The organism is Ralstonia psammae (genome assembly GCF_958405935.1).
Classification (GTDB): Bacteria; Pseudomonadota; Gammaproteobacteria; order Burkholderiales; family Burkholderiaceae; genus Ralstonia; species Ralstonia psammae.
Genome location: NZ_CATZBU010000004.1, coordinates 508328 through 527638 on the forward strand (window position 1 = coordinate 508328; position 19311 = coordinate 527638).

19 protein-coding genes are annotated in these 19311 nt (G+C 64.2%); 9 read left to right on the forward strand and 10 right to left on the reverse strand.

Going from position 1 to position 19311, the window contains the following annotated elements:
* Positions 1 to 11 precede the first annotated feature (11 nt).
* Complete coding sequence (gene hmgA, locus R2N16_RS11875) at positions 12 to 1367, reverse strand: homogentisate 1,2-dioxygenase (RefSeq protein WP_316665873.1); 1356 nt, start codon at positions 1365 to 1367, stop codon at positions 12 to 14.
* 55 nt (positions 1368 to 1422) lie between these two features.
* Positions 1423 to 2820, reverse strand: a complete 1398-nt coding sequence (locus R2N16_RS11880; protein WP_316665874.1) for an MFS transporter — start codon at positions 2818 to 2820, stop codon at positions 1423 to 1425.
* Between the two features lie 133 nt (positions 2821 to 2953).
* On the opposite strand from R2N16_RS11880, the gene R2N16_RS11885 reads away from it, so the two are divergent.
* On the forward strand, positions 2954 to 3871 hold the full coding sequence (locus tag R2N16_RS11885; RefSeq protein ID WP_316665875.1) for a LysR family transcriptional regulator: 918 nt from the start codon (positions 2954 to 2956) through the stop codon (positions 3869 to 3871).
* Between the two features lie 3 nt (positions 3872 to 3874).
* On the opposite strand, the gene R2N16_RS11890 is transcribed toward R2N16_RS11885, so the two are convergent.
* The 4 genes from R2N16_RS11890 to kdgT are packed head-to-tail and all read right to left on the reverse strand — an operon-like array spanning position 3875 to position 7051.
* Positions 3875 to 4723: an ureidoglycolate lyase gene (locus R2N16_RS11890; protein WP_316665876.1), complete on the reverse strand. Its 849-nt coding sequence runs from the start codon at positions 4721 to 4723 to the stop codon at positions 3875 to 3877.
* 28 nt (positions 4724 to 4751) lie between these two features.
* Positions 4752 to 5510, reverse strand: coding sequence for an SDR family oxidoreductase (locus R2N16_RS11895; RefSeq protein ID WP_316665878.1), 759 nt, complete (start codon positions 5508 to 5510; stop codon positions 4752 to 4754).
* A gap of 16 nt (positions 5511 to 5526) precedes the next feature.
* Positions 5527 to 5985, reverse strand: coding sequence for a nuclear transport factor 2 family protein (locus tag R2N16_RS11900; protein ID WP_316665879.1), 459 nt, complete (start codon positions 5983 to 5985; stop codon positions 5527 to 5529).
* A gap of 46 nt (positions 5986 to 6031) precedes the next feature.
* Complete coding sequence (gene kdgT, locus R2N16_RS11905; RefSeq protein WP_316665880.1) at positions 6032 to 7051, reverse strand: 2-keto-3-deoxygluconate transporter; 1020 nt, start codon at positions 7049 to 7051, stop codon at positions 6032 to 6034.
* Between the two features lie 282 nt (positions 7052 to 7333).
* On the opposite strand from kdgT, the gene kduI reads away from it, so the two are divergent.
* From kduI to R2N16_RS11925, 4 genes are all read left to right on the forward strand, one after another.
* Positions 7334 to 8170 (forward strand): 5-dehydro-4-deoxy-D-glucuronate isomerase, encoded by an 837-nt coding sequence (kduI, locus tag R2N16_RS11910; protein ID WP_316665881.1) that lies wholly within the window; start codon positions 7334 to 7336, stop codon positions 8168 to 8170.
* Positions 8171 to 8174: 4 nt separating this feature from the next.
* A complete protein-coding gene (gene kduD / locus R2N16_RS11915; protein ID WP_316665882.1) occupies positions 8175 to 8960 on the forward strand; it encodes a 2-dehydro-3-deoxy-D-gluconate 5-dehydrogenase KduD in 786 nt (261 codons plus the stop codon).
* Between the two features lie 83 nt (positions 8961 to 9043).
* Positions 9044 to 9883 (forward strand): DNA-binding transcriptional regulator KdgR, encoded by an 840-nt coding sequence (gene kdgR, locus R2N16_RS11920; RefSeq protein ID WP_316665883.1) that lies wholly within the window; start codon positions 9044 to 9046, stop codon positions 9881 to 9883.
* 102 nt (positions 9884 to 9985) lie between these two features.
* Positions 9986 to 11038 (forward strand): aldo/keto reductase, encoded by a 1053-nt coding sequence (locus R2N16_RS11925; protein WP_316665884.1) that lies wholly within the window; start codon positions 9986 to 9988, stop codon positions 11036 to 11038.
* Positions 11039 to 11117: 79 nt separating this feature from the next.
* Here R2N16_RS11925 and R2N16_RS11930 read toward each other — a convergent pair whose 3' ends face one another.
* From R2N16_RS11930 to R2N16_RS11940, 3 genes are read right to left on the reverse strand one after another with little or no spacing between them, the layout of a single operon-like run.
* Positions 11118 to 11324 carry a DUF2783 domain-containing protein gene (locus R2N16_RS11930; protein WP_316665885.1) on the reverse strand — a complete coding sequence of 69 codons (207 nt, stop codon included), beginning with the start codon at positions 11322 to 11324 and terminating at the stop codon, positions 11118 to 11120.
* Between the two features lie 17 nt (positions 11325 to 11341).
* Complete coding sequence (locus tag R2N16_RS11935; protein ID WP_316665886.1) at positions 11342 to 13021, reverse strand: FAD-dependent oxidoreductase; 1680 nt, start codon at positions 13019 to 13021, stop codon at positions 11342 to 11344.
* 2 nt (positions 13022 to 13023) lie between these two features.
* Complete coding sequence (locus R2N16_RS11940; protein WP_316665887.1) at positions 13024 to 13983, reverse strand: MBL fold metallo-hydrolase; 960 nt, start codon at positions 13981 to 13983, stop codon at positions 13024 to 13026.
* Positions 13984 to 14262: 279 nt separating this feature from the next.
* Here R2N16_RS11940 and R2N16_RS11945 point away from each other — a divergent pair, with 279 nt between their 5' ends.
* The 4 genes from R2N16_RS11945 (at position 14263) to R2N16_RS11960 (ending at position 18900) form a co-directional block, all read left to right on the forward strand.
* The gene (locus R2N16_RS11945; RefSeq protein ID WP_316665888.1) at positions 14263 to 15147 is read left to right on the forward strand and encodes an IclR family transcriptional regulator; all 885 of its coding nucleotides are present in this window, start codon (positions 14263 to 14265) and stop codon (positions 15145 to 15147) included.
* Between the two features lie 114 nt (positions 15148 to 15261).
* Positions 15262 to 16314: a branched-chain amino acid ABC transporter permease gene (locus R2N16_RS11950; protein WP_316665889.1), complete on the forward strand. Its 1053-nt coding sequence runs from the start codon at positions 15262 to 15264 to the stop codon at positions 16312 to 16314.
* A gap of 4 nt (positions 16315 to 16318) precedes the next feature.
* Positions 16319 to 18145 carry a branched-chain amino acid ABC transporter ATP-binding protein/permease gene (locus R2N16_RS11955; RefSeq protein WP_316665890.1) on the forward strand — a complete coding sequence of 609 codons (1827 nt, stop codon included), beginning with the start codon at positions 16319 to 16321 and terminating at the stop codon, positions 18143 to 18145.
* 11 nt (positions 18146 to 18156) lie between these two features.
* On the forward strand, positions 18157 to 18900 hold the full coding sequence (locus R2N16_RS11960) for an ABC transporter ATP-binding protein (protein WP_316665891.1): 744 nt from the start codon (positions 18157 to 18159) through the stop codon (positions 18898 to 18900).
* An 18-nt stretch (positions 18901 to 18918) separates the two neighbouring features.
* On the opposite strand, the gene R2N16_RS11965 is transcribed toward R2N16_RS11960, so the two are convergent.
* Positions 18919 to 19260 carry a hypothetical protein gene (locus R2N16_RS11965; protein WP_316665892.1) on the reverse strand — a complete coding sequence of 114 codons (342 nt, stop codon included), beginning with the start codon at positions 19258 to 19260 and terminating at the stop codon, positions 18919 to 18921.
* Positions 19261 to 19311 lie beyond the last annotated feature (51 nt).

Below are 19311 nucleotides of genomic sequence, written 5' to 3' on the forward strand. Positions count from 1 at the left end.
GTCGATCGTGCTTAACGCTTGGTCGGGTCGAAATGTTTCTTCAGGCCTTGCCAGCATTCGAAGTACTTGGCCTGCAGTTGCGCCGATTCGGCCGCAAAGCGTGTTGGGCGGATCACTCCGGGCGTCTCGAACATGAAGGCCATCGTCGCGTCCACCTTGTGCGGCTTGGTGGTGTCGCCGTTGCTGGCTTTCTCGAACGTGTCGGCATCCGGGCCGTGGCCGCTCATGCAGTTGTGCAGGCTGGCGCCGCCAGGCACAAAGCCTTCGGCCTTGGCGTCGTACACGCCCTGGATCAGGCCCATGAATTCGCTCGCAACGTTGCGGTGGAACCAGGGCGGGCGGAACGTGTTTTCGGCCGCCAGCCAGCGCGGCGGGAAGATCACGAAGTCGATGGTGTCCACGCCCGGCGTGTCGGACGGGCTTTGCAGCACGAGGAAGATCGACGGGTCCGGGTGGTCGTAGCTGATCGAACCAATGGTATTGAACAGGCGCAGGTCGTACTTGTACGGCGCGAGGTTGCCGTGCCAGGCCACCACATCCAGCGGCGAGTGGCCGATCTTGGCGCGCCACAGGTTGCCCTGGAATTTGGCGACGAGTTCAAAGCTGCCCGAAGCGCTCTCCCGGTCTTCGTACCATGCGTGCGGCGTGAGGAAGTCGCGCGGGTTGGCCAGGCCGTTCGAGCCGATCACGCCCAGGTCCGGCAGGCGGAAGATCGCCCCGAAATTCTCGCAGATGTAGCCTCGCGCTTCACCGTCCGGCAACTCGACGCGCAAGCGCACGCCGCGCGGGATGACAGCAATCTCCAGCGGCTCCACGTCGATCACGCCCATTTCCGTCAGCAGACGCAGGCGGCCTTGCTGTGGGACGATCAGCAGTTCGCCGTCGGCGTTGTAGAAGAAGCGGTCGGTCATCGACGCGTTGGCGGCGTACAGGTGGATGCCGCAGCCGGTTTGCGCGTCCGGCCCGCCATTGCCGGCGAAGGTGACGATGCCGTCGATGAAGTCCGTACCGGCAGCCGGTGTCGGCAGCGGGTCCCAGCGCAACTGGTTGGGCGAGGGCGGCACTTCGTTGAAGTTGCTGTGGAAGCGGCCTTGCGCCATTGCCTCGAACGGCAGGTGCACGGCACCCGGACGGATGCGATACAGCCACGAGCGGCGGTTGTGCGCACGCGGCGCGGTGAACGCCGTGCCGGAAATCTGCTCCGCATACAGGCCGTACGGCGCCTTCTGCGGCGAGTTCTGACCGTGTGGCAGAGCGCCAGGCAGCGCTTCGGTGGCGAACTCGTTGCCGAAGCCGCTCTGGTAAGCGGGCCGGTCCAGCGACGCGGGTGTGAATGCGCTTTTGGCCGTCGGGGCGAGCATGTTCATGGTGAAGTCCTTGGAGAAAACGTCGTCAAGGGAAAGCGTAGTCGTTGGCAGGCACTCAAGCGGGCTTGCGCGCAGCAAACCGTGCGGTGTCCGGGCCACTGTCGGCCAGCGTGAGCGCCAGCACCATGCCGAACGACACCAGCGCCGGCATCGCCGCAGCCGAGAACAACGCTGGGCCGCCCCACTGCATGGCAATCAGGTGCCCGCCGATCACCGGGCCAATGACGGAGCCGATGCGGCCCACGCCCAGGCTCCAGCCGATGCCGGTCGCGCGCAGCGTGGTGGGGTAATACGTGGCGGCCAGCGCATTCACCGCAGGCTGCCCGCCGACGATGCAGAAGCCGGCCACGAACACCATCGCCACCAGCATGGGCAACGCAGCCGCCACATGGCCAATCAGCCCCACGGTGACGCAGGCGATCAGGAAGCACACGGCCAGCACGCGCACAAAGCCCAGCCGATCGATCAGCCGGCCCAGCGTGAGCGTGCCGATCACACCGCCCACCTGCAGCGCGGTCGCCACCAGCACGGCGGTATCCGTCGGATAACCCGCATCGCGAATCAGCGTGGGCAGCCAGTTCGACAGGAAGTACAGGTCGATCAGATTCATGAAGTTGATGACCCACAGCACGAGCGTGACCTTGGCGCGGCCCTCCGTGAACAGCGCGGAGACCGGCATGCCGCGCGCGGGCGCCTCGGGCACCACGAATTGCGTCTGCGCGTTCACCTGCAGTTGCGGATCAAGCTTGCTCAGCCAGCGAGCGAGACGTTGGTGGTGCGTTTGCCCCATTTGCCCACGGCCCTTGAGCACCAGGTATTGCAGGGATTCTGGCAGCCACAGCACCATCATCACGCCAATGACGAGCGGCACCAGCCCACCCACCAGAAACACCGCATGCCACCCAAAGCGCGATAGCAGCGCCGCGCTGACAAAGCCGCCAAGCGCCGCGCCGACGGTAAAGCCGCACGACACCAGCATCATCCACGTCACGCGAGAGCGCGCCGGGCTGAACTCGCCGGCCAGCGCCATGGCGTTGGGCATGATGCAACCCAGCCCCAGGCCCGTGACGAAGCGCAGGACGAGCAGGGCCCGCACCGTTTCCACCTGTGTGGTGGCCAGCATGCACGCCGCAAAGAAAAACGTGGCAACAATCAGCACCGGCCGCCGCCCAAAGCGGTCACCCAGCACGCCAAACACCAGCGAGCCGACCAGCATGCCGAACAGCCCTGCGCCAAAGACCGGTCCGAGGCTCGCCTTGGTGATGTTCCAGTCCTTGATGATGGCCGGCGCCACATAGCCCATGGCTTGCACGTCAAAGCCGTCGATGATCAGGCACAGCCCGCAGATGGCGAGCAGCAGGATCTGGAAGCCGCCGACCTTGCCCTGATCAATCAGGCGAGCGAGGTCGATCGGCGCGGATGGCGCTTCTTGGGCGACGGGGGCAGGGCGCATGGTGGTCTCCGGTGGCGGCGTTGCCGCTCTGTTCTGGCTTTTCGGTATGCGCGTATTGTCCGGATTGGATGAAAATTTGGAATATCAATGCGAGAATGCATGATATTGATATTGTGAATGTTGAGGCGCCGCCATGCTGAATCTGCGGGATGTCGACCTGAACCTGCTGGTGCTGTTTCAGGAAATCCTGCGCGAAAAGCGCATTTCCGTCGTGGCCGAGCGGCTGGGCCTGTCGCAACCGGCGGTGAGCAACGCGCTGTCGCGCCTGCGCCAGACCTTTGACGACGAACTCTTCGTGCGCACCCCGCGCGGCATGATGCCGACCGCACTTGCCGAGCAACTGGCCGAACCAGTGGCCACAGCGCTCGACACACTTCAACGCGCCTTCGGCCAGCGCACGCACTTTGAAGCCGCCAGTTCCACTCGCACCTTCACCATTGCGATGAGCGACGTCGGCGAGGTGTATTTCATGCCGGTGCTGGCGCAGTTGTGTGCCGAGCAGGCGCCCGGCGTGCGCATCGACACCATGCGTGCGGGCGGATTCGACATGAAAGCGGAGATGGAGGCGGGCGCCATCGACCTCGCCATCGGCGCGTTCGATGATCTGTCCGGCGAGAGCATCTTCCAGCGGCGTCTGTTTCAGCAGGATTACGTGACGATGTTCCGGCGCGGCCATGCGCTATCGGAGGGCAAGCTGACGCTGGAACGCTTTCGCGCCGCGTCGCACCTGGTGGTGGCCAGTTCGGCCAGCCCCTACAACGCCATCGGGCCGCTGCTGGACAAGGCGGGGATCACGCAATCGGCGCGTTTTTCGGTGCCGCACTTCGTGGCGGTGCCGTACATCGTCAGCACGACCGACTTGGTCGTAACGGTGCCGCGCAAGCTGGCCGAGCGCGCGGCCCCGCCGTTCGGGCTGGAGTTTGTGGCGCCGCCGCTCAAGCTGCCGGCGTTGCAGACCAATGTGTTCTGGCACCGGCGCTTCCATCAGGACGCCGGTAACCAGTGGCTGCGCAACGTGGTCGCGCAGCGCTTTGCGGAGCTGGAAGGGTAGGCCTCAGCCTGCCGAGACCGTGCGCTGCAATTGCTCGCCCAAGCCGGCAATGCCCAATCGCATGGTCTGTCCCGGCTTGAGGTAGACCGGGTTCGGCTTGATGCCCAGCCCCACGCCCGGCGGCGTGCCCGTCGAGATGACGTCGCCCGGCTGCAGGCTCATGCAGCGGCTCAGATACGCCACCAGTTGCGCCACGCCAAACACCATCGTGCGCGTGTTGCCGTTCTGATAGCGATGGCCGTCCACTTCGAGCCAGAGGTCCAGCGCCTGCGGGTCGGGCACTTCGTCACGCGTGACCAGCCATGGGCCCAGCGGGCCGAACGTGTCGAAGCCCTTGCCCTTGTCCCACTGGCCGCCGCGCTCGATCTGCCATTCGCGCTCGGAAACGTCGTTGACGATGCAATAGCCCGCCACGTAGTCCAGCGCGTTGGCTTCGTCGATGTACTTGGCGGCTTTGCCGATGACCACGCCCAGCTCAACCTCCCAGTCGGTCTTGATGGAGCCGCGCGGGATTTCGATGTCGTCATTCGGGCCGCAGATGGCGCTGGTCCATTTATTGAAGACGACCGGCTCGGCCGGCACCGGCAGGCCGGATTCCGCAGCGTGGTCGGCATAGTTCAGTCCGATGCAGACGAACTTGCCGACACGCCCGACGCAGGGGCCAATGCGGGGTTGGCCGTTGACTGCCGGCAGCGTGGCGAGATCCACGTCGCGCAGCTTGGCCAGCGATGCGTCCGACAGCACATTGCCTGCAATGTCGTCGACGATGCCCGACAGATCACGGATGGTGCCGGTTGCATCGAGCAGGCCCGGTTTCTCTTGGCCGTGGGGGCCGAAGCGCAGCAGTTTCATGGAAAGACTCAGTGTCGTTGAGGGAACATTAATTTGACCAGCCGCCGTCGATCAGGTGGACCTGGCCGGTGGTGAAGGCCGCCTCGTCGGAGGCCAGGTAGGCGGCCAGCGCAGCGATCTCTTCCGGCCGCCCGAGGCGCCCCATCGGTTGGCGCGCCACGAAGGCGGCTTCGACCTCGGCCTGCAGCTTGCCCTGTGCAGTTGCCTGCGCGTCGATACGTTGCGCCAGCGACGGCGACACCACGGTGCCGGGGCAGATCGCGTTGCAGCGGACGCCCCGCGCGACAAAATCGGCAGCCACCGCCTTGGTCAGCCCAATCACCGCTGCCTTTGATGCGCCGTACACAAAGCGGTTCGGCACACCCTTGATGCTCGATGCTGCGGACGACATGTTAATGACACTGCCGCCACCGCGTTCCAGCATGGCCGGCAGGAACGCGCGAATGGTCCGGTACATCGACTTGACGTTGAGGTCGAACGAGAAATCCCACGCATCCTCATCGCACTCCAGCACCGAGCCGGCGTGTACGAAGCCAGCGCAGTTGAAGAGGATGTCGATGCCACCAAGCTCGGCGGCCAGTGCATTCACCTGCCGGGTATCGCGCACGTCCAGGCGGCGCACTTCAAACGGCAGGTCGTTTAACCCGTCGATGTGGATGTCGGTCGCGATCACGTGGGCGCCCTCGCGGGCGAAGCGTTCGGCGCAGGCGCGGCCGATGCCTTGGGCGGCAGCGGTCACGAGTGCCGTCTTGCCGGCCAATCGGCTTTGGCATGCGAGTGCAGTCATTGGGGTATCCGCTCCGTCATTCCTTGGGCAGCAGGTAGGCTTGGCGCGCGAAGAGGCGCCAGCCGTCCGGATGCTTCTTCCACACCTGCAGCACGCCGATATGCGCGGTGCTGGTCTTGCCGTCGGGCAGGTTGTTGACGGAGTCGAACACATGGCGCACCCACGCGTTGTCGCCATTGACCTGCACAGTCTGGTTGGTCAGCGCAATCGATTGGAACGAGTTCGTGCCGTCCAGTGCCTTGAGAAAGGCCGCGTGGTCTTCCAGCTTGCCCGATGAGTGCCCATAGGTCAGGTCGTTTTCAATGAGCGACTTGAGTGTGGCACCGTCGCTGGACACCATGGCGACGCGCAGGCGTTCGACGGTCTGTGCGACCGCTTCGGCATTGGTGGCGGCCTGGGACGGGGCGCTGCCTGCAATGAGGGCAGCGGTCATGATGACACCTGCAGTGTGGCGGGTGAGCGCGTGAAGTGGCATGAGGGTTCTCCTCTCGGGTCTTGTATGGGGTGCAGCAACGGCTTGTTCAGAAATGGGCTTCGCGTTCCACGGTACGCGGCGACGGAAGGCCCGCGACATCGCGCTCGGGCAATGGCGCCGCGCGACCCACGCGCCGCACCCACATCGCCGTCAGGATCGGCACGAGGATGGCCGTTACCAGGCAGGCGGTGGCTACCAGCACGGTCGCTGCAGGCACCATCGGTTTGAACTTGGGGATCATCTCGCCGATGATTGCCGGGTTGGCGACTGCCGCGCCGGCCGTAGACGATGCTGCCAGTCCCGCCCCGCCGTTGCCGCCGGCGATGAACTTGTCTGCGAGGATCAGCGGTATGCCCGTCACGACAATCACGGTCAGGCCCAGCAGCAGGCCCGGGAAGCCGCTTTTGGCGATCACGCCCAGGTCAATACCGTTGCCCAGCGCGAATCCGAAGAACGGGATGAGCGGGTGCACACAGCGGCCGAACAGTTCGCGCAGTTCGCTGTCGAGGTTGCCAAGCGTGAAGCCGATCAGGAAGGGCAGCAGGGCGCCCATGAACAGCCGCGTCTCGAACACAGCGATGCCCGTCGCCCCCAGGATCAGCATGCTCACCAGCGGCCCCGATTCGACCGACATCAGCACGAACGCGCTGGCTTCTTCCTTGGTGCCGTACTGCTGCATGACTGCGGCGTAGAGCCCCCCGTTGGTCATGTCCATCGACGTGGTGATCGCCAGCAGCGATAGCCCTGCCAAGATGCCCGTCTTGATGCCATCGTCCGGAATGAACTGAGCGGCCACCAATGTGGCCAGCCATGCCACCGCGATCTTGGTGGCGAGCAGGGTGCCCGACTTGCGCAGCACCACACCCGTGGCACGCAGGTCGATGGTCGCACCCATGCAGAAGAACCACACCGCCAGGATCGGCACCGTACCGCTGATCAGGCCGTTGGTGAACGAGCCGAAGTACTTCCCAGCCTCAGGCGCGAGCGTGTGTACGCACGCGCCCAGCAGCATTGGCACCAGCATCAGCCCGCCCGGAATGCGGTCAATCGCCTTCTTGATCTTCACGTCTCCTCCATGAGCCTCTGTGTGCTCGGTTGGTTAGGGTCCCAACATCGTGGCTGTGACTATAGCGGATGAATTGGAACGATGTTCCATATTTTTAGGTTTGTCGGGTTGATCGTTTACCCTGCCCTGCAAATGAGCGCTGTGGTCGTTATTCCAATGCCATTGTGCTTTGCATCAATAAAATGGATCGTCGTTCCGTGTTTTTGTTTTTTATGCTTCAATCCAGCCCAGAACCCCCGGCAGCGCATGTGAATGCCGGTGCATCCCCAATGGAGAAACGGCATGGAAGTGCGGCAAGGAATCCATAGCGAACACGCAAGAACCCTCGACACGGCCGGGCTGCGCCGCCAGTTCCTGGTGGAGCAGGTATTCGAGCGCGATGCGCTCCAACTCACGTACAGCCACATCGACCGGATCATCGTCGGAGGTGCGTGGCCGGCGACACGGCCGGTGGAAGTGCCCGCATCGCTCGCCAAGTCGATGGGCGTGAGCCATCTGCTGGAGCGCCGAGAATTGGGCGCGATCAACATTGGCGGCCCGGGCTGGGTGGAGGTGGATGGCACACGGCACACCGTCGGCAATGAAGAGGCGATCTACATCGGCCTGGGTGGCCAGAACATCGTCTTCGGCAGCAACGATGCGACCAGGCCCGCCAAGTTCTACATCAACTGCTCGCCCGCCCATACGGCCTATCCGACGCGCACGATCACGCTGGCCCAGGCGTCGCCCGAAACGCTCGGCGATCCGGCCACCAGCAACCGGCGCACGATTTACAAGCTCATCGTGCCGGACGTGCTGCCGACCTGTCAGCTCTCGATGGGCATGACCAAGCTCGAGCCCGGCAGCCTGTGGAACACCATGCCGTGCCACACGCACGAGCGCCGCATGGAGGTCTATTTCTATTTCAACCTGCCGGAGAATGCCGCTGTGTTCCACATGCTCGGCGAGCCGCAGGAGACGCGCCACATCCTTGTCCACAACGAGCAGGCCGTCATTTCGCCAAGCTGGTCGATCCACTCTGGCGTGGGCACGCAGGCGTACACCTTCATCTGGGGCATGGTCGGCGAGAATCAGGTGTTCCACGACATGGACCACATCGCCATTGCAGACCTGCGCTGACGCCATGCGGTTAGAGAATCCCTATCTCCAGAGCGCAAGCCTGTTCGACCTGACCGGCAAGGTGGCCATCGTCACCGGCAGCAACACGGGCTTGGGCGCGGGCATGGCGATGGCGCTCGCGGCCGCCGGTTGCGACATCGTGGGGGCAAACCGTTCCAACCCGGCAGAGACAGCCTCGCGCGTGGAAGCGGCCGGTCGACGGTTCGTCGACGTGCGCGCCGATCTGTCTTCGCTGGAGCCGATCGACAGCATTGTCGAAGCCGCGATGGACGCCTTTGGCCGCGTCGACATCCTGGTCAACAACGCGGGCATCATCCGCCGCTGCGATGCACTCGAATTTTCCGAAGCGGATTGGGACGCGGTGATCGACGTCAACCTCAAGGGTGTGTTCTTTCTCTCGCAAGCGGTGGCGCGGCAGTTCGTGGAACAAGGTGGGCACGGCAAGATCATCAACGTGGCGTCGATGCTGTCGTTCCAGGGTGGCATTCGCGTGCCGTCGTACACGGCGTCGAAGAGCGGTGTGCTGGGGCTCACACGGCTGTTGGCCAACGAATGGGCGGGGCGCGGCATCAACGTCAACGCCATCGCTCCCGGCTACATGGAAACCGACAACACGGCGCAACTGCGCGAAGACCGGCAGCGCAGCGAAGAGATCCTCGCGCGCATTCCGGCGGGGCGCTGGGGCGTGCCGGACGATCTCGCAGGTGCGGTGGTCTTTCTCGCTTCTGCCGCGTCGGACTACGTGCATGGCCACACGCTGGCGGTGGATGGCGGTTGGCTGGCGCGATAGGCAAGTCGGCAGATGGATTGATGGAGCGCAGTATGAGACCGGTTATGCTCTCTCCAGATTTTGAAATCACGGAACCACGAGAGATGAAAGCCACGCCCCGGCAACGCAAGTCGGAAGACCCGTCTGCCAATGAACCCGTTGATACCGGTGCCGATAAAGCGGAATCGGTGTCGGCGGTCGACAAGGTGTTCACGATCCTGGGCGCGATGGGCGAGCTTGGCGCCGTAGGCCCCAGCGAACTGTCGCAGCGGCTGGGCATGTCAAAGACGACTGTGCACCGCTTCCTGCAGACGCTCAAAGGCCTGGGCTATGTGGCGCAGGAAGGTGACACCGATCGCTATCGGCTGACCATCCGCCTGTTCGAGCTTGGCGCCAAGGCCCTGGAAAACGTCGACCTCGTCCGCGAGGCCGACATCGAGATGCGTCGCATCGCCCAGCTCACGCGGGAGACGGTGCACCTGGGCGCCTTCGACGAGGACGCCATCATCTATATCCACAAGATCGAGGGCGACTACGGTCTGCGCATGCAGTCGCGCGTTGGATGGCGCAAGCCGCTGTACAGCACGGCCATCGGCAAGGTGCTGCTGGCGTACATGCCACCGGACGAGTCGCGCGCGGTGCTCTCCAGAGTCGAGTTCAAGAAGCCGACGCAGAAGACGCTGGGCTCGGCCGAGGCCGTGCTGAGCATCCTGCCGCGCGTGCGCCAGCAAGGTTTTGGCGAAGACAACGAAGAGCAGGAAGACGGGCTGCTATGCATTGCCGTGCCGGTGTTCGATCGCTTTGACCGCGTGATTGCGGGGCTGTCGATCTCGTTCCCGACCATGCGTTGTGGCGCCGACACCAAAGCGCACTACGTTGCGCTGCTGCAGCAGGCGGGCGCAGCCATCTCGTCGCGCCTGGGTCATCACCCGGCGTCCGACTGAGCGTTCTGCAGGATCCATCAGTCCGCCCTATCCTGTGCGTTGTTTCCCGCATCTGGGCCTGTGCGCTCAGCATTCCATTCCCATCGTATCGGAGTCGAACACATGCGTTACAACCAACTTGGCCGGACCGGCCTGTTTGTATCGGAGCTGTGCCTTGGCACGATGACCTTCGGCGGCAACGACGGCATCTGGCAGCACATCGGTGATTTGCAGCAAGCCGATGCCGAGCGCCTGATCGGGCGCGCGCTCGACGCCGGTATCAACTTCATCGACACCGCCGATGTGTACGCCAACGGTGTCGCCGAACAGATGACGGGGCAGGCGCTCAAGAACCTGAAGGTCTCGCGCGACAGCGTGGTCGTCGCGACCAAGGTGTTCGGCCAGACCGGTGAGAGTGTGAACGCACGCGGCGCCACGCGCTCCCACATCATGGACGGCATCAAGGCGAGTCTGAAGCGCCTGCAGCTCGACCATATCGACCTCTACCAGATCCATGGCTTCGACCCGGCCACGCCCATCGAAGAAACCGTACGCGCGCTCGATACGCTCGTGCAGCATGGCCATGTGCGCTATGTCGGCGTATCGAACTGGGCTGCGTGGCAGATCGTCAAGGCGCTGGGGATTGCAGAGCGCCTCGGTTGCGCGCGCTTCGAAAGCCTGCAGGCTTACTACACCATCGCCGGCCGTGACCTGGAGCGTGAACTGGTGCCGATGCTCAAGAGCGAAGGCCTGGGCCTGATGGTGTGGAGTCCGCTGGCCGGCGGCCTGCTCAGCGGCAAATACACGCGCGAGCAGCACGGCGAACAAGACAGCCGCCGCAACAAGTTCGACTTCCCGCCCGTGGACCGTGCGCGTGCCTACACCTGTGTGGATGCCATGCGCGTCATGGCCGATGCGCGCAGCGTGTCGGTTGCGCAGATTGCGCTCGCGTGGCTGCTGCATCAGCGCGCAGTCACGACCGTGATCGTCGGCGCCAAGAAGGTCGAGCAGCTCGACGACAATATTGCCGCGACCAAGGTTGAACTGACGGCGGAAGAACTGGCACAGCTCGACGCGCTGAGCAAGCTGCCGGCCGAATACCCGGGCTGGATGCTGGAGCGCCAAGGCGAGTACCGCCGTGGCCAGCTTGCCGGAACGCGGCAGGCCGGGCGCTAGTCTGCCGGCTCAAATCGTTCGCCTTTGAACACGCGGCTCGGGTTGCCCCGTTCCACCAGAAGATAGAGCGCCACGGCGCTCAGGTTGTCGTCGCCGGCAATGCCAGTCGCGCTGCTGTCAGTGCTTCGCGTAGTACCGCCATGTCACCAATATGGTTCGCGAGCAGCAGGATGAGCTGCGCGTTGAGCATCGCGCTGTGCTCGTCGTTCAGGTCGCGGTGCGCGTCGATCAGCGCCTCGTAGAAATCGTCCGGGCGCGGCAGGTTGGGTTGCGTGTTCAGGGGCATGGTGGTCGGTATTCAGCTCAGGCGGAGACGGCGGCCCGCGGCATTGCGGCAGGCGCGGCCTGTCCCGTGGCGCGAAGCAACGCAGCGGCCAGCTTGGCAGGTTCGAGCGCGCGCCAGCGTGCGCAGACGTGCTGATCGGGACGGATCAGGTAGACCGTGCCGGGGCGTGCGTCATAGCGTTGCGCGATGAGCCCGTCGATGTCTTCCAACGCTGTCACGTTGGCCGAGACCGTGCCCATGCCGCCGGTTGGGAAGATTGCCAGCGTAGGCAGCGGCAGCGCATCGACGTGTTCTCCCGCACCGCAGAAACGCAGCGCGGTGAAGCCGTCGTGCAGATGGCTGAGCAGCCAATCGGCGCGGCCATCGGCATTGCGCACCGGTGCGTCGAGCGCGACGGCGCCCGGCACGAGCGCGCAGGCGAAGGGCGCCTCATCCGCTGTCTGCAATGGAGAGCCCTCAAGCACCGTCGGCATCGACAGCCGCCCGCTGTTGACCAGCGTGCGGGCAAACGGATAGTGCTTGGCCAGGCGCAGCGTGGCATCGCGAAAGAGCCGGCTGACCGCGCTCTTGGGCGTGATGAAATCAGTCGAGCGGGTGGAGTGGCGGATGTTGTCGTCGGCGGCAAATTCGCGCTCGCTCGCGTAGGTGTCGAGCAGCGCGTCGGGAGCATCGCCGGCAAGCACCATGCGCAGTTTCCACGCGAGGTTCTCGGCATCCTGCAAACCGCTGTTGGCACCGCGCGCGCCGAATGGCGACACACGATGCGCTGCATCGCCGATAAAGAGCACGCGGCCGTGGCGGAAGCGGTCCATGCGTTCGCACGAGAACGTATAGACGCTGACCCATTCCAGCTCGAAGTCGACGCCTTCCCCCAGCAGCGCACGCACGCGTGGGATGACGCGCTCGGGTTGCTTTTCGGCCACGGGGTCGGCGTCCCAGCCGAGCTGGAAGTCGATGCGCCAGACGTGATCGGGCTGGTGGTGCAGCAGCACCGATTGATTCGGGTGAAACGGCGGATCAAACCAGAACCAGCGCTCGCTGGGGAAGGGCGCATGCATGCGCACGTCAGCGATCAGGAAGCGGTCTTTGAACGTCTGGCCGTGGGCTTCCAGGCCCATCATGTGACGTACCGGGCTGCGCGAGCCGTCGGAGGCAACCACATATTGCGCGCGCTGTTCGTACGTGCCGTCGGGCGTCTCGATGCTGAGCGTTACGCCGTCGGCATCCTGCGTGAGGCCGGTTACCTTGTTCTTCCAGCGCAGCTCGATGTTCGGCAAGGCTTGCGCGCGTTCAACGAGAAAGCCTTCCACGTAGTACTGCTGCAGGTTGATGAACGCGGGCCGGCGGTGGCCAGTTTCCGGCAGCAGGTCAAAGCTGTAGAGCAGTTCGTTCTTCAGGTAGACCTTGCCAACGTTCCAGCTCACGCCCTTGTCGACCATGCAATCGCCGCAGCCGAGCCGATCGAAAATCTCCAGCGAGCGCTTGGAGAAGCAGATCGCGCGCGAGCCGGTAGAGAGTGTGCAGTCGTCATCCACAATGACCACGGCCACACCCTGCTGCGCCAGATCGATTGCCGTGGCCAAACCAACCGGCCCCGCGCCGACGATGACCACGGGGCGAGCAGCCGTTGCCGCGCCCGGTTGTTGTTCGGCGCACGGCGTATAGGGGAAGACGCGGTTCTGGAAGTCGGGGTTCATGTTCAGCCTTGCAGGGCGGCCCACATTTCCTTGTCGCGCTCCGCTGTCCAGATGCGCGGGTGCTTGATGCCGCTGGCCTCATCAAAGGCGCGCGTCACGTCAAATGGCAGGCAGTGCTCATAGATGAAGACGTTGCCGAATTTCGGGTCCATGGCCGCACGGGTGTGCGCCATGGCTGCCTTCAGGTCCATCTTGTGCGCGACGGCTTCTTTGCCCCGCTGGAGCAGCGTGGATACGAAATCGCGCGTATAGGCGAGACCCTTGTCGACTTCGGCCGGATTGAGCAGCGCCGGGCCGCGGCCGGGCACGAGTTTGTCAGCGCCGAGTGCGCGTAGCGCATCCAGTGTGGCGGGCCATTCTTCGAGTTGGGCATCGCCGCAATAGCAGGCGGCGTCGTACTCGACCAAGTCGCCGGAGAACAGCACCTTCTGCGACGGAATCCACACCACCGTGTCGCCCTTCGTGTGGCCGGGGCCCAGGTGCAGGATCTTCACTTCCAATTGCCCAAGGAACAGCGTGAGTTCGCGCTCGAACACCAGCGTCGGCCAAGTCAGGCCGGGCACTGTTTCCACGCCCGCGAACAGGCGCGGAAAGCGTTCGATTTCGGATTTCATATCCGCCTCACCCCGCTCGACGATCATTTCATACGTGCCGCGGCTGGCGATGACGTTCTGCGCGCCTTCTGCAAAGTAGGCCGACGCACCCAGCACGCGCACCGCGTGATAGTGCGACAGCACCACGTGCTTGATCGGCTTGTCGGTGATGGCGCGGATGCGCGCAATCAGGTCTTGCGCCATCGCCGGTGTGGCGGTGGTGTCGACGATCAGCACCGAGTCGTCGCCGATGATGACGCCCGAGTTCGGGTCGCCCTCGGCGGTGTAGGCGTAGGCGTTGGGGGAGAGCTGGGTGAAGGTGACTTGTTTGGCCTCGAGGTCGGCTTGCGAGGCGAAGGCTTTGGCCATTCTGTCACTCCTTGTGTAGTGGGTTACGGTTGGGGGAATTGTCTTTTCAACGTGTATGGGCCGGAATGCCTGGATTGGGGTGCGCTGATGTCAGGCTATACCGAACGCTGGCAATCATAGATCGCAGGGTCGGGAGATGCGCCTAGGGTATACGTGAATTATGATTAGAAGCATTGTTTCTACAATGCATAAAAATTTAGAACTGCCCGTCAAGGCGACGCCGCGTGCTACGCTCGCAGCACTTTGTCGGCTCAGCCTAAGCCAATGCGCCCCCGAGACATGGAGACCACGGAAGTCGAAGACGACCTGCCACCCGATGGCGATGCAGAAGACGCGCGCGCAAACCGTGACCGTTCGGGCATCCAATCCATCGAAGTCGGCTCTCAATTGCTGGTTGCGCTGACGCGTGCCATGCGTGCGATGGCGCTCGGCGACCTGGCACGCGCGGCGCACATGCATCCGTCCAAGGCGCACCGCTATCTGGTGAGCTTGCAGCGCGTGGGCGCGGTGTCACAAGACCCGCTGACCGGCCGCTACGAACTCGGCCCGTTTGCACTGCGCCTGGGTCTGGCCAGCCTCAACCGTTCCGATGCCATCGTCCGCACGCGGCCTTTGCTTGCTGACCTGCGAGACCAGACCGGCCATACCATCGGCATTGCCGTCTGGAGCGACCGTGGCCCGACCGTTGTGCATTGGGAGAAGGCGGGTGGTGCGCCCGGCGTGAATCTGCGCATTGGCGATGTCCTGCCGATGCTCAATTCCGCCACCGGCCGCCTGTTCGGCGCCTATCAGCCGATGGAGCAGACGCTGCCGTTGGTTGAACGCGAACTGCACGAGCGTGCCGGCGACGATCTACCCGGCCTGCCGCGTTCGCTGACCGACTACTACCGCCTGTGCGAAGACGTCCGCACAGAAGGCGCATCGTGGGTCACGGGTAGCCTGCTGCCGGGCGTGAACGCACTCTCGCTGCCGGTGTTCGGCACGCGCGGGCAACTTGTGCTTGTGCTGATCGCGCTGAACCTGCAACCGCTGTTTCACGCGCAGCGCGGCGGCGAGCTGGAGCACACCCTGCGCACGTTCGTGATGCGCCTGTCTGCCATGCTGCAGGCGCCCGCGGTGAGCCCTGCCAAGGCCGGCGGCCGACGGACTAGGGCCGCGCGTTAGGGTTGTCGCCAATTTCATCCTGTCGTAAGAAATTTACTATCTCGTAACTCGTGGCGCCCCCTCGCCCGGTTCACTTCCGGCGCGAACTCCACGACTACAAGAACGAGGAGCTTCATGGACTTGTCGATTGCCGCCATCCTGGCGCAAGACGGCGTGACATCGGGCGCGATCTACGCGCTGCTGGCACTGGCGCTCGTGCTGGTGTTTTCCGTCACGCGCGTGATCTTCATCCCGCAGGGTGAATTCGTGGCGTATGGCGCGCTTACGCTGGCAGCCATCCAGGCCAACAAGGCGCCCCTCTCGGCCAGCATGCTCGTTGCGCTGGGCGTGCTGACGTTTCTCGTCGAGATGGGCCGCACGCTGCTGCAACCCGAACTGCGCCTGCATGCGCTGCGCACAGGCGCTATCTATGCAGGCAAATACCTGGTTTTTCCGATTGCCGTGTACGTGGCGGCCAGCATGTTCGCCCCGATGGCGTTGCCGATGATTGTGCAGGTCGCGTTGACGCTGCTGATCGTCATTCCCATGGGGCCGATGATCTACCGCCTAGCCTACGAACCCTTGGCCGAAGCGAGCACGCTCGTGCTGCTCATCGTTTCGGTAGGCGTGCACTTTGCGATGGTGGGCCTCGGCCTCGTGATGTTCGGTGCGGAAGGCTCGCGCACGGATGCGTTTTCCGATGCGCGCTTCGATCTGGGCACGCTCACCGTGTCGGGTCAGAGCCTGTGGGTGGTGGCCGTGTCGGTGCTGATGATTGTGGCGCTGTACTTCTACTTTGGCCGCACGGTGTCGGGCAAGGCGCTGCGCGCAACGGCGGTGAACCGGCTGGGAGCGCGGTTGGTGGGCATCAGCACCACGCAGGCGGGGCGGTTGGCTTTCACGCTGGCCGCGGCGCTTGGCGCGCTGTGCGGCATCCTGATCGCGCCGCTCACCACGGTCTACTACGAGTCCGGTTTCCTGATCGGCCTGAAGGGCTTCGTGGGCGCAATCGTGGGTGGCCTGGTGAGCTATCCGGTGGCGGCGCTGGGCGCGCTGCTGGTGGGGCTGCTGGAGTCGTATTCATCGTTCTGGGCGTCGGCATTCAAGGAGGTGATCGTGTTCACGCTCATCCTTCCCGTGCTGCTGTGGCGATCGCTCACCACCAAGCATGTCGAGGAAGAGGAATAAGCCGATGAACACGCTGACCAAATCTTCCGGCGGCATTGCGCAGCGCGGCTGGCTTTCGCGCAACCGCGTGCTGACCGCGTTGTTCGTGGTCGTGCTGGCGTTGATCCCCATCGTGCCGACGCCCGAGTTCTGGATCACGCTGCTCAACTACATCGGGCTCTATAGTCTCGTCGCGCTGGGGCTGGTGCTGCTCACGGGTGTGGGTGGGCTGACCTCGTTCGGGCAAGCGGCGTTTGTTGGCCTGGGGGCATACAGCACCGCCTACCTGACGACGCAGTACGGTGTCTCGCCGTGGATCGGCTTGCTGGCCGGGCTGGTGATCACGGTGGTCAGCGCGTACGTGATTGGCCTGATCACGATGCGCATGTCGGGCCACTACCTGCCGCTGGCGACGATTGCGTGGGGCCTGTCGTTGTTCTTCCTGTTCGGCAACCTGGAATTCCTGGGCAAGTACGACGGGCTGAACGGCATTCCGGTGCTGAACGTGCTCGGCAAATCGCTGCAGACCGGGCGGGAGATGTTCTACCTGATCTGGGCCGTCGTCGTCGTGGCTGTTTTGGCGGTGCAGAACCTGCTGAATTCACGCCCCGGCCGCGCCATCCGCGCGCTCAAGGGCGGCGGCACGATGGCCGAGGCAATGGGGGTGAACACGGCGTGGATGAAGGTGGTGATCTTTGTCTTTGCGGCGGTGCTGGCGTGCATTTCGGGCTTTCTCTATGCGCATCTGCAGCGCGCGGTGAACCCGACGCCGTTCGGCCTGAACTACGGCATCGAATATCTGTTCATGGCGGTGGTCGGTGGCGTGGGCCACGTGTGGGGCGCGGTGCTTGGCGCGGGTTTGCTGACCATCCTGAAAGACAGCCTGCAGAGCATTCTGCCGAAGCTGCTGGGCTCCAACGGCAACTTCGAGATCATCGTGTTCGGCGTGCTGCTGGTGCTGCTGCTGCAGTACGCGCGCGACGGCGTATGGCCGTTCATCCGCAAGCTGTTTCCATCGGCGCCGACGGCGCGTGCGCCCGACGACGCGCCGGCACTCAAGCAGCGCGAGAAGCCGCAAGCTGGTGAGCTGATCCTGGACGTGCGCGCCGCGCGCAAGGAGTTTGGCGGCCTGGTTGCCGTGAACGATGTCAGCTTCCAGGTGAAAGCCGGCGAGATCATCGGACTGATCGGCCCCAACGGCGCGGGCAAGTCGACCACCTTCAACCTCGTGACCGGCGTGCTGCCTGTCACGCGTGGTGAGGTGCTCTACCGCGGGGAGCGCATCAGCGGCAGGCCTTCGCGTGAGATCGTCAAGCGCGGTATCGGCCGCACCTTCCAGCATGTGCAATTGCTGTCGGGCATGACCGTCTTGGAGAACGTCGCGCTGGGTGCTCACCTGCGCGGTGACTTCGCGGCGCAGGGCGGCGTGCTCGCCAGCGTGGTGCGCATGAACCAGGCCGAAGAGCAGAAGCTGCTGTTTGAGGCGCGCCGCCAACTGGAGCGCGTGGGCCTGGCCGATTGCATGTATCAGGAAGCCGGCAGTCTGGCACTGGGCCAGCAACGCATCCTGGAAATCGCCCGCGCGCTGTGCTGCGACCCGGCGCTGCTGCTGCTGGACGAGCCCGCCGCCGGCCTGCGCTACAAGGAAAAACAGGCGCTGGCTGCGCTGCTCACCAAGCTCAAAGCCGAAGGCATGAGTGTGCTGCTGGTCGAGCATGACATGGACTTCGTCATGAACCTCACCGATCGGCTGGTCGTCATGGAATTCGGCTCCAAGATCGCCGAAGGGCTGCCGCAGGAAGTGCAGCAGAACCCCGCGGTGCTTGAAGCCTACCTGGGCGGCGTGGAATAAGGAGAACGCGCATGTCAGTCATCCTCGAAGTGAAGGATTTGCACGTCCGCTATGGCAAGGTGGAAGCGCTGCATGGCGCCAACCTGAAGGTCGGGGCGGGCCAGATCGTGACCGTCATTGGCCCGAACGGCGCGGGCAAGTCCACAATGCTGGGCGCCATCATGGGGGCGCTGCCGACCACCGGCTCGGCCAACGGCGTGGTTTCGTATCTCGGTCACAACCTCACCGGGTTGCCGGTAGAAAAGCGTGTGGCACGCGGCATGTGCCTCGTGCCGGAAAAGCGCGAACTCTTTGCCACCATGAGCGTGGAAGACAACCTCGTGCTCGGCGCGTACCGACGCAAGCGTGCAGGTGAACGCAACTACCTCGATCAGATGGATGTGGTGTACGACCTGTTCCCGCGCCTGAAAGAGCGTCGTGCGCAGGAGGCCGGTACGCTCTCCGGCGGCGAGCGCCAGATGCTCGCTGTGGGCCGCGCGTTGATGGCCAAGCCGCAGTTGCTGATGCTGGATGAGCCGAGCCTCGGCCTTGCGCCGCTGATCGTTAAAGAGATCTTCCACATCATCAGCGACCTGCGCAAAACCGGCGTGGCAACGCTGCTGATCGAACAGAACGCACGCGCCGCTCTGCAGGTGGCCGACTACGGTTACGTGCTGGAGACGGGCGACATGACGCTCGAAGGTCCTGCGTCGGAACTGGCCGTCAACCCGCGCGTGATCGAGACCTACCTGGGCCTGGCGAAGAAGGCAGCCTGAGCGCTGCCGGGTACAGGATCAATCGTCGTCGTCATGACGATGGTGCTTGCGCCATTCGCGCTCACGCCAGCGTTGTTCGCGCCATTGGCGTTCCTGCCATTCGCGGCCGCGCCCATCGTCATAGTAGCCAGGTGCAACGATGACGGGCTGCGGCGCGACATAGACCGGCGGCGGTGCATAGTAGGCCGGCGGCGGGGGCGGGGCGTACACCGGTGCAGGGGCATAGACCGGCGCGGGCTCGACATAGACCGGTGCGACAGGCACGCCGATTCCAATATCGACATTGACGCGGGCCAGGACCGCCTGCGACGACAGCGCCGCAGCAGCGCCCAGCACGAACAGCGCGAAGTTCTTATGCATGTGGGAATTCCTCAAGACCCCGCACTGTAGTTGAACCGGGCGCGCGCAGTC

Excerpts from the sequence above, each read along its gene's own strand:
- R2N16_RS11885 (WP_316665875.1), top strand. The coding sequence starts at position 2,954 with ATGCTGAATCTGCGGGATGTCGACCTGAACCTGCTGGTGCTGTTTCAG.
- hmgA (WP_316665873.1), bottom strand. The coding sequence starts at position 1,367 with ATGAACATGCTCGCCCCGACGGCCAAAAGCGCATTCACACCCGCGTCG.
- R2N16_RS11930 (WP_316665885.1), bottom strand. The coding sequence starts at position 11,324 with ATGCCCCTGAACACGCAACCCAACCTGCCGCGCCCGGACGATTTCTAC.
- kdgR (WP_316665883.1), top strand. The coding sequence starts at position 9,044 with ATGAAAGCCACGCCCCGGCAACGCAAGTCGGAAGACCCGTCTGCCAAT.
- kduI (WP_316665881.1), top strand. The coding sequence starts at position 7,334 with ATGGAAGTGCGGCAAGGAATCCATAGCGAACACGCAAGAACCCTCGAC.
- R2N16_RS11960 (WP_316665891.1), top strand. The coding sequence starts at position 18,157 with ATGTCAGTCATCCTCGAAGTGAAGGATTTGCACGTCCGCTATGGCAAG.
- R2N16_RS11955 (WP_316665890.1), top strand. The coding sequence starts at position 16,319 with ATGAACACGCTGACCAAATCTTCCGGCGGCATTGCGCAGCGCGGCTGG.
- R2N16_RS11935 (WP_316665886.1), bottom strand. The coding sequence starts at position 13,021 with ATGAACCCCGACTTCCAGAACCGCGTCTTCCCCTATACGCCGTGCGCC.
- R2N16_RS11925 (WP_316665884.1), top strand. The coding sequence starts at position 9,986 with ATGCGTTACAACCAACTTGGCCGGACCGGCCTGTTTGTATCGGAGCTG.
- R2N16_RS11890 (WP_316665876.1), bottom strand. The coding sequence starts at position 4,723 with ATGAAACTGCTGCGCTTCGGCCCCCACGGCCAAGAGAAACCGGGCCTG.
- R2N16_RS11940 (WP_316665887.1), bottom strand. The coding sequence starts at position 13,983 with ATGGCCAAAGCCTTCGCCTCGCAAGCCGACCTCGAGGCCAAACAAGTC.
- R2N16_RS11950 (WP_316665889.1), top strand. The coding sequence starts at position 15,262 with ATGGACTTGTCGATTGCCGCCATCCTGGCGCAAGACGGCGTGACATCG.
- R2N16_RS11945 (WP_316665888.1), top strand. The coding sequence starts at position 14,263 with ATGGAGACCACGGAAGTCGAAGACGACCTGCCACCCGATGGCGATGCA.
- kduD (WP_316665882.1), top strand. The coding sequence starts at position 8,175 with ATGCGGTTAGAGAATCCCTATCTCCAGAGCGCAAGCCTGTTCGACCTG.
- R2N16_RS11895 (WP_316665878.1), bottom strand. The coding sequence starts at position 5,510 with ATGACTGCACTCGCATGCCAAAGCCGATTGGCCGGCAAGACGGCACTC.
- R2N16_RS11965 (WP_316665892.1), bottom strand. The coding sequence starts at position 19,260 with ATGCATAAGAACTTCGCGCTGTTCGTGCTGGGCGCTGCTGCGGCGCTG.
- R2N16_RS11900 (WP_316665879.1), bottom strand. The coding sequence starts at position 5,985 with ATGCCACTTCACGCGCTCACCCGCCACACTGCAGGTGTCATCATGACC.
- R2N16_RS11880 (WP_316665874.1), bottom strand. The coding sequence starts at position 2,820 with ATGCGCCCTGCCCCCGTCGCCCAAGAAGCGCCATCCGCGCCGATCGAC.